This is a genomic window from Mesorhizobium sp. M7A.F.Ca.CA.001.10.2.1 (assembly GCF_003998575.1).
Lineage (GTDB): Bacteria > Pseudomonadota > Alphaproteobacteria > Rhizobiales > Rhizobiaceae > Mesorhizobium.
The window spans coordinates 1-7668 of the sequence record NZ_RZQY01000267.1 but is presented as its reverse complement, the minus strand read 5'-3'; the positions used below and the strand labels follow the sequence as shown (position 1 = coordinate 7668).

Annotated in this window: 7 protein-coding genes and 3 pseudogenes; 7 read left to right on the top strand and 3 right to left on the bottom strand. The window is 63.1% G+C overall.

Annotated features, from left to right (window positions below):
* The 6 genes and pseudogenes from EN964_RS38625 to EN964_RS17970 all read left to right on the top strand — a co-directional run.
* A pseudogene (locus tag EN964_RS38625) lies at positions 1-159 on the top strand (uroporphyrinogen-III C-methyltransferase); the annotation flags it as partial.
* Positions 156-449, top strand: coding sequence for a DUF2849 domain-containing protein (locus EN964_RS17990; protein ID WP_127272018.1), 294 nt, complete (start codon positions 156-158; stop codon positions 447-449). The pseudogene EN964_RS38625 and the gene EN964_RS17990, both read left to right, overlap by 4 nt.
* Positions 450-492: 43 nt before the next feature.
* Complete coding sequence (locus EN964_RS17985) at positions 493-2163, top strand: nitrite/sulfite reductase (protein WP_127272508.1); 1671 nt, start codon at positions 493-495, stop codon at positions 2161-2163.
* Entirely contained in the window at positions 2138-2902 is a 765-nt protein-coding gene (locus EN964_RS17980) for a phosphoadenylyl-sulfate reductase (RefSeq protein ID WP_127276588.1), read from the top strand. Before EN964_RS17985 ends, EN964_RS17980 begins: the two co-directional genes overlap by 26 nt.
* 172 nt (positions 2903-3074) lie before the next feature.
* Positions 3075-3608 carry a DUF934 domain-containing protein gene (locus EN964_RS17975; protein ID WP_127271069.1) on the top strand — a complete coding sequence of 178 codons (534 nt, stop codon included), beginning with the start codon at positions 3075-3077 and terminating at the stop codon, positions 3606-3608.
* Between the two features lie 98 nt (positions 3609-3706).
* Positions 3707-5310 (top strand): annotated as a pseudogene (locus EN964_RS17970) (GMC family oxidoreductase).
* 117 nt (positions 5311-5427) lie between these two features.
* On the opposite strand, the gene EN964_RS17965 reads toward EN964_RS17970, so the two are convergent.
* From EN964_RS17965 to EN964_RS17955, 3 genes are all read right to left on the bottom strand, one after another.
* Positions 5428-6450, bottom strand: a complete 1023-nt coding sequence (locus EN964_RS17965) for a fatty acid desaturase (protein WP_127273297.1) — start codon at positions 6448-6450, stop codon at positions 5428-5430.
* A 151-nt stretch (positions 6451-6601) separates the two neighbouring features.
* Positions 6602-6979, bottom strand: a complete 378-nt coding sequence (locus tag EN964_RS17960) for a hypothetical protein (protein ID WP_127269664.1) — start codon at positions 6977-6979, stop codon at positions 6602-6604.
* Positions 6980-7078: 99 nt separating this feature from the next.
* Entirely contained in the window at positions 7079-7279 is a 201-nt protein-coding gene (locus EN964_RS17955) for a hypothetical protein (RefSeq protein ID WP_127269662.1), read from the bottom strand.
* 239 nt (positions 7280-7518) lie between these two features.
* Here EN964_RS17955 and EN964_RS39250 point away from each other — a divergent pair.
* A pseudogene (locus EN964_RS39250) lies at positions 7519-7668 on the top strand (nucleotide exchange factor GrpE); the annotation flags it as partial.

Sequence of the window (7668 nt, the reverse complement as noted above, 5' to 3'; positions counted from 1 at the left end):
GACCTGCCGTCGCTGGAAGCGCGCGCCGATCTTTCCGGCCCGGTCATGACCATCATCGGCGATGCGGTCGCCGGCGCCAATTTTGAGCGATCCGAGCCGCTGGCGGCACACAGGCATGAAGGTGCGTCCAGTTCGATCGCCGAAGGAGTTCAGCCATGAAGATACTGACCGCCAACCGCCTCACCGACGGCATTGCTGTCTGGTACGCCGATGGCGGCTGGGCGGAGACGGTGGACCATGCCGACCTCGCCGATGACAAGGCAGCGGAGGATAGGCTCGAGGCGATCGGCGCCAAGGCCTATGCCGCCAACGAAGTGGTCGACGTCAATTTGATCGACGCTGAAGTCGTCAACGGTGTCGTCCAACCGGTGCGGCTGCGCGAGAAGATCCGCGCTGCCGGCCCGACCATTCGCAACGATCTCGGCAAGCAGGCTGCGCGGGCAGCATAACCAAGACACCAGGCATGGGCGGACGCGCCCTGAAAGACCAAGCATGTACCGTTACGATGAGTTCGACCACGATTTTGTCCAAGCCCGCGTCGCCGAGTTCAGCGACCAGGTGCAGCGTCGTCTTGCCGGCGAGATCACCGAGGACCAGTTCCGGCCCTTGAGGCTGATGAACGGCGTCTATCTTCAACTGCATGCCTACATGCTGCGCATCGCGGTGCCTTACGGCACGCTGAACGGCAAGCAGTTGCGCATGCTTGGTCACATCGCCCGCAAATACGACAAAGGCTATGGCCATTTCACCACCCGCCAGAACATCCAGTTCAACTGGCCGGCGCTGTCTGATATTCCGGCGATCCTGGCGGATCTCGCAAGTGTCGAGATGCATGCCATCCAGACCAGCGGCAATTGCATTCGCAATGTCACCGCCGACCACTTCGCCGGCGCTGCCGCCGACGAAGTCGCCGATCCGCGTCCCTACGCGGAAATCCTGCGCCAATGGTCGTCGGTGCATCCGGAATTCTCGTTCCTGCCGCGCAAGTTCAAGATCGCGGTGACGGGTGCCGAGCGCGACCGCGCCGCCATTCAGACCCACGACATCGGCCTGCACCTGAAGAAGAACGCCGCCGGCGAACTCGGTTTCGCCGTCTATATCGGCGGCGGCCAGGGCCGCACGCCGATGGTTGCCCGCAAGATCCGCGATTTCCTGCCGGAAGCCGACCTTCTGTCCTACTGCACGGCGATCCTGCGCGTTTACAACCTCTATGGCCGCCGCGACAACAAGTACAAGGCGCGCATCAAGATCCTCGTCCATGAGACCGGCGTCGAGGAGATCACCCGCCAGGTCGAGGCCGAGTGGCAGGAGTTGAAGGACGCCGAGCTGAAGCTGCCGGAAGCCGACATCCGCGCCATCGAGGCCTATTTCGCGCCACCGGTGCTCGCTGGGCGGCCGGAAGGCGACCAGGCGGTCAAGCTGGCGCGGCTCGATTCCAAGGGGTTCTCGGAGTGGCTCGACCAGAATGTCGTGACGCACCGCCATCCCGACTATGCGGCGGTGACGATCTCGCTGAAGGGCATCGGCGAGGTGCCCGGCGACGCCTCGGACAGCCAGATGGAAGCGATCGCCGACATCGCCGAGAAATATGGCTTTGACGAGCTGCGTGTCAGCCATGAGCAGAACCTGATCCTGCCGCATGTGGCCCGCGCCGACCTCAAGGCGGTCTATGATGCGCTGGTCGGCATCGGCCTGGCGACGGCCAATTCCAACCTGATATCGGACATCATCGCTTGCCCGGGCCTCGACTACTGTGCGCTGGCCACAGCGCGCTCGATCCCGATCGCGCAGGAAATCTCGCGCCGCTTCGCCTCGCTTGAGCGGCAGCGCGAGATCGGCGAACTGAAGCTGAAGATCTCCGGCTGCATCAACGCCTGCGGTCATCACCATGTCGGCCATATCGGCATCCTCGGGGTCGAGAAGAAGGGCTCTGAGCTCTATCAGGTGACGCTGGGCGGCTCGGCCGACGAAAACACCTCGGTCGGCGAGATCATCGGCCGCGGCTTCTCGTCGGAAGAGATCACCGACGCCATCGAGCAGATCGTCGAGACCTATCTCGGCCTCCGGCTCGACCCACAAGAGAAATTCATCGACGCCTACCGCCGAGTCGGTCCCGCGCCGTTCAAGGAGGCGCTCTATGCTGGCGAAGCCAAGGCCGCTTGACCGTATTGGAGACGTCGATGACGGTATCGCCGCCAAAGCGGCGGGGCTCGATGCGCTCTATGGTCATCTGAAGCCGATCGAGATCATCGAACGCTCGGCCCGCGAACTGTTCCTCGACGAGATCGCGGCGGTGTCGTCGTTCGGCGCGGATTCGGCTGTGCTGCTGCACATGATCGCCAAGATCGACCGGACGCTGCCGGTCATTTTCCTCGACACCGGCAAGCATTTCGAGGAGACGCTCGGCTATCGCGACGCGCTCGCCGCCGATTTCGGGCTGACCAACATAAGGGTGATCAAACCCGAGGAAGCAGCACTCGAACGGATCGATCCGACGGGCAATCTGCATCAGAGCTACACCGACGCCTGCTGCGACGTGCGCAAGGTGGAGCCGCTGGCGCGCGGTGTCGCGCCATTTCGTGCCTGGCTCACCGGCCGCAAGCGTTTTCAGGCCGCGACGCGGGCGGCGCTGCCGATGTTCGAGGCGGTCGGTCCGCGCATCCGCATCAATCCGCTGGCGCATTGGACGACATCGGACCAGGCGGACTACATGCGCGCCCATGCGCTGCGCGAAAATCCGCTGGTCGCCTATGGCTATCTGTCGATCGGCTGCTTCCCGTGCACGCAGCCGGTGCAGCCGGGCGAGGACGCGCGCAGCGGCCGCTGGGCCGGTCACGCCAAGACCGAGTGCGGCATTCACCTGTCGGGGCTGGAGAAGTCGCTGACCGACGCATCCCTTTAGGATATGCTGATATTCAGGTTAGGCTGGCCTGCAAACGGCAGCTTCCTGCGCTTCCGGTGCTCACGTACTTCAAGTACGCTCCGCTCCGGTTCTCGGAAGCCGCTATTTTCGGCGCAGCCTGACCTGAATCTCAACACATCCTTGGTTCGTTTGACTATTTAGGAACTTTTTGATGACTGAACCGACGACAGCGGAGACCCGACTCTGGACCCCTGCGGGTTTTCACGAGGATGAGTGGACGCATGCCGAAAGCGCCGATGCGCTGTCCGGCAACGGCCGCTTCATCCTGCCGTTGCAAGTCTTCCTCGATCTGGATCCGGAGGTGCGCCGCTCGGCCAAGGAACGGCTCGGCGTCCTGCTGCAGCCTGGTGATCAGCTCGAGAAGATTGCCGACCTGCTCGACCAGCTGTCGCTGGTGGCATTGGCCTTCCCGGCCTTCAGCGACGGCCGCTCCTTCTCCAAGGGAGAACTGCTGCGCGGCCGCTACCATTTCGAAGGTGCCGTTCGCGCCACGGGCCAGGTGCTGGTGGACCAACTGCCGCATATGCTGCGGCTAGGCTTCGACGAGTTCGAGATTTCCAATGCGGTGCTGTTGAAGCGCCTGGAGGAGGGCCGCACCGGCGGATTGGGGCTCTACTACCAGCCAGCCGCCGTGCCGGAACCAAAAGGCCCGAAATACTCCTGGCGGCGCGTTCGCAGCAGCTGACGTTGCGGTAATTCCGCGCGTCTTTACATCAGCCGTGTTCAGGCCTTCTCTTGATCGTCCGGATGGAAAATCCGTGGAACGATCGGGGAGGGGTCTTCATGCGTTACGACTATGTCATAGCCGGCGGTGGGTCCGCCGGCTGTGCGCTTGCCGCGCGGCTTTCGGAAGATCCATCGAAAACGGTCTGCCTGATCGAAGCTGGCGGCGAGGGCAGGGATATGCTGATCCGCGCTCCGGCTGGCATTATCGGCATGCTTTCCGGCCGGCCCAGGATCAACAACTGGGCCTTCGAAACCGTGCCGCAGCAAGGTCTTGGCGGCCGCAAGGGCTACCAGCCGCGCGGCAAGGCGCTGGGCGGCTCCAGCGCCATCAATGCAATGCTCTATGTCAGGGGCCATCGCAGCGACTATGACGAATGGGCAAATCTGGGCTGCGAGGGCTGGTCGTGGGATGAGGTTCTGCCCTATTTCCGGCGCGCCGAGGGCAATGAGCGCGGCACTGATGCCTTGCATGGCGGGGACGGCCCGCTGAAAGTGTCGAACCAGCGCTCGCCGAGGCCGATCGCCAAGGCCTTCATAGAGGCTTGTGCCGAAAACCAGATTCGCGCCTCGGACGATTTCAACGGACCGGAACAAGAGGGCGCCGGCTATTTCCAGGTGACCCAGTTTGCCGGTGGCGCCCGTAATGGCGAGCGCTGTTCGACTGCCGCCGCCTATCTCCATCCGGTGATGCAGCGGAGCAATCTGACCGTGATCACGCGGGCGCACGCCACAGGCATCGTCCTTGCCGGCAAGCGCGCCACCGGCATCCGCTACCGGACGCGCAAAGGCGAGGCAGTGGCACAGGCGTCGCGCGAGGTGATCCTCTGCGGTGGTGCCTTCGGTTCGCCGCAGCTTCTGTTGCTGTCGGGTATCGGCCCGGCGGCCGAACTTGCCGTGCATGGCGTTCCCGTCGTCCACGAATTGCCGGGCGTCGGCAAGAACCTGCAGGACCACCTCGATTTTATCGTCGGCTGGAGATCGAAGGACACCGATATGCTCGGCATGAGCCCGCGCGGCGCGTGGGGTTTCCTCAGGCACATCGCGCAGTGGCGGCGGGATGGAACCGGGCTGATCGCCTCGCCGTCGGCCGAGAGCGGCGCTTTCGTCAAATCCGACCCGGCGCTTGAGCGCCCTGACCTGCAGCTGCAATTCGTCATCGGCCTGGTCGAAAACCATGCGCGCACGCTGCACTACGGTTTCGGCTTCTCCTGTCATGTCTGCATATTGCGGCCGCACTCGCGTGGCGAGGTTGGGCTGGCCAGCGCCGATCCACTTGCCGCGCCACGCATCGATCCGCGCTTTCTCGGCGACCAGCGCGATGCGGAACTGCTGCTGAAAGGCGTGAGGATCACCCGGCAGGTGCTGGCTTCGCCGGCGCTGACGCGCTACCGGCACAAGGAAATGCACATCGCCGGCGAGCCGAGCGATGCCGATCTGATGACCCATATCCGTACCCGCGCCGACACGGTCTATCACCCGGTCGGCTCCTGTCGGATGGGGTCGACGAGATGGCGGTGGTCGATCCGCAACTCAAGGTGCGCGGGCTTGAAGCCTTGCGTGTCGTGGACGCCTCGGTGATGCCGACACTGATTGGTGGCAACACCAATGCCCCAACCATCATGATCGCCGAAAAGGCCGCCGACATGATCAGGGCTGCCTGATCGGAGCTCCAGGCCGCGGCGCCCATGGCGCGGCGGTCTTCTTGTTGTGACGCAATTGCCCAGGGAAAACGCTACGCGTTTTCCCTGGAAAACCGTTCACACTTCTCCTGGAATTGCTTAAGCCGCCGCCCGTGCCTCGCGGAACGACACCAGCTTGCGGCGGTTTTCGTCCCACAATGCCAGTTTGACGCAGCGCAGGCTTTCGAGCAGCGTAACCCGGCCTATGTCGCGCAACTCGGGATAATCCCGCAGCACTTCCTGCAACCGGTAGCACGGCACCTTGGCCGAGAGGTGATGGACGTGATGGACACCGATGTTGCCGGTGAGCCAGTTCAGCACCGGCGGAAGGTCGTAATACGACGATCCGTGCAAGGCGGCGTGCTGGAATTCCCAGTCGGCATCCTTCGCCCATTCTGTTTCCTCGAACTGGTGCTGGACGTAGAACAGCCAGATGCCGGCCGAACCGGCGAGGATGACGATCGGCAGGTGAACCACCAGGAAAGCGCCCGGGCCGACGAACCAGATAAGGACGGCTGCTGCGACCGCGATGCCAAGGTTGGTGGTCATCGACGACACCCAAGGGGTCAGGCCGCCGCGCATCATGCCGACGGGTAGCCTCTGCTCGAAGATGAAAAGCCAGATCGGACCGAGCCCGAACATCACCAGCGGATGGCGATAGAGACGATAGGCGAGGCGGCCCCGCCACGACATCTGCCGGTATTCTGCAACGGTCAGCGTCCGGATGTCGCCCATGCCGCGTTCGTCAAGATTGCCGGCGCTGGCGTGGTGCGTCGCGTGGGCGCGCCGCCAGCAATCGTAGGGCGTCAGCGTCAGGATGCCGAGCGCGCGGCCAATCCAGTCGTCCGCGTAACGATTGGCGAAGAAGGAGCCGTGGCCGCAATCGTGCTGGATCATGAAGATGCGCACCAGAAACCCGGCCGCGGGGAGGATGAGGACCAGTCCCCACCAATGGCCATAGGCATAAGCCGCCGAAGACAGCCCCCAGAGTATGGCGAATGGAATGAGGGTGATGGCGAGTTCGACGGCGCTGCGCCGCCTGTCAGGCTTCTTGTAGCGGGCGAGAATCTTCAACCAGGCGCGCTTGCTGTTGGCGACCGCCTCAGGGGAAATCATGTTCATCAGGAAGCATAGGCGGGGCGCCTCGCCGCCGCAAGGCAACATCACGCAAAATTACTGTGCGTAATTGTCGCGTAGCTTGGCGATCGAGCCTGCCAACCCGCCAGCTCGACCTGCTGATGGCTCTGAGCGTCGGTTTTCCGCTGGTCGATCGCTATTCGCGATCGAGGATAGGGCAGCCGCGCTCGGTGCCAAAAGTCACGCGCACGCGGTCGCCGCCCTGTCTGCCGCGGACCGTGATCTCCCGGCGGCCGACGGACTCTATCCTTGCGCGGCGGATGCCCATTCGGTCTGCCTTGTCGAGAGCCCGGTCTTCCGTGCAGCCTCGTTGACGGCGGTCGCGCCGATCGTCGCGACGGGGGCCTTCGCAATCGTCGTAGGCGGGGTCGCAATCTTCCATGAGCTTCAGCCGCGGGCCATGTTTGCCCAATTGCAGCTGAAGATTGTCTGCTTGTGCCGGAAAGGCCGCCAAGGTGATGGCGCCGAGGCCGACAAACGCTATCAGCGATGAGGTGATCGAAACCTTGCGCATTTACGTCCTCCATTGAACCACAACACATCTATCCTTAGATGGTTCGGCTCTCCCCGGCTATTGCCGATAGGAGGTTTGCTGCCAAGATCGATTGTTGCGTTACCGCCGGCGCCAGCCGATGTCACCGCGCTCCGCCCCATCGAGGCGGTCGAGCAGTTCTCTGAACCGATCGGGGATGTCGGCCTCGGTGCGGAAGGCCGGCAAGGTGCGCAGAAAGCGGGTCACCGCCTCGGCGCCGAACTGGCGCCTGATCTCGATGGCCAGCCCCTCTGCCTTTTCGCCCATGTTGCGGGTCATCATCTCAAAATCCTGTGTCGGCTTCGAAACTCCTGCAGCAAGAGAATGGTTCCCCCATCATGCCTGTATGGCAAGCAAAGCCCGCGGTTAAGGTAAAATTTGAATTAAAGTCGAAATGTCTTGCCTGTCATTGCCCGGCCTTGGCCGGCGGCTTCCATAGTCGCTTACCCCTTGATTTTTGGCCACCAAACATCGATATCGGGCACAAAATCCACATCATTCGAGATTGACGGGAAACGGCGATGAGCGACCAGGCAAAAGACGAACGCGCGCCCGACGAAGTCGAGGCGACCGAGCCCACAGCCGAGCGCACGGAAGGCAGCACCGACGGCGACTATGAAGCCCTTGTGCGGCTGCTGAAGGAAAATGAAGAGCTGAAGGACCGCGCGCTG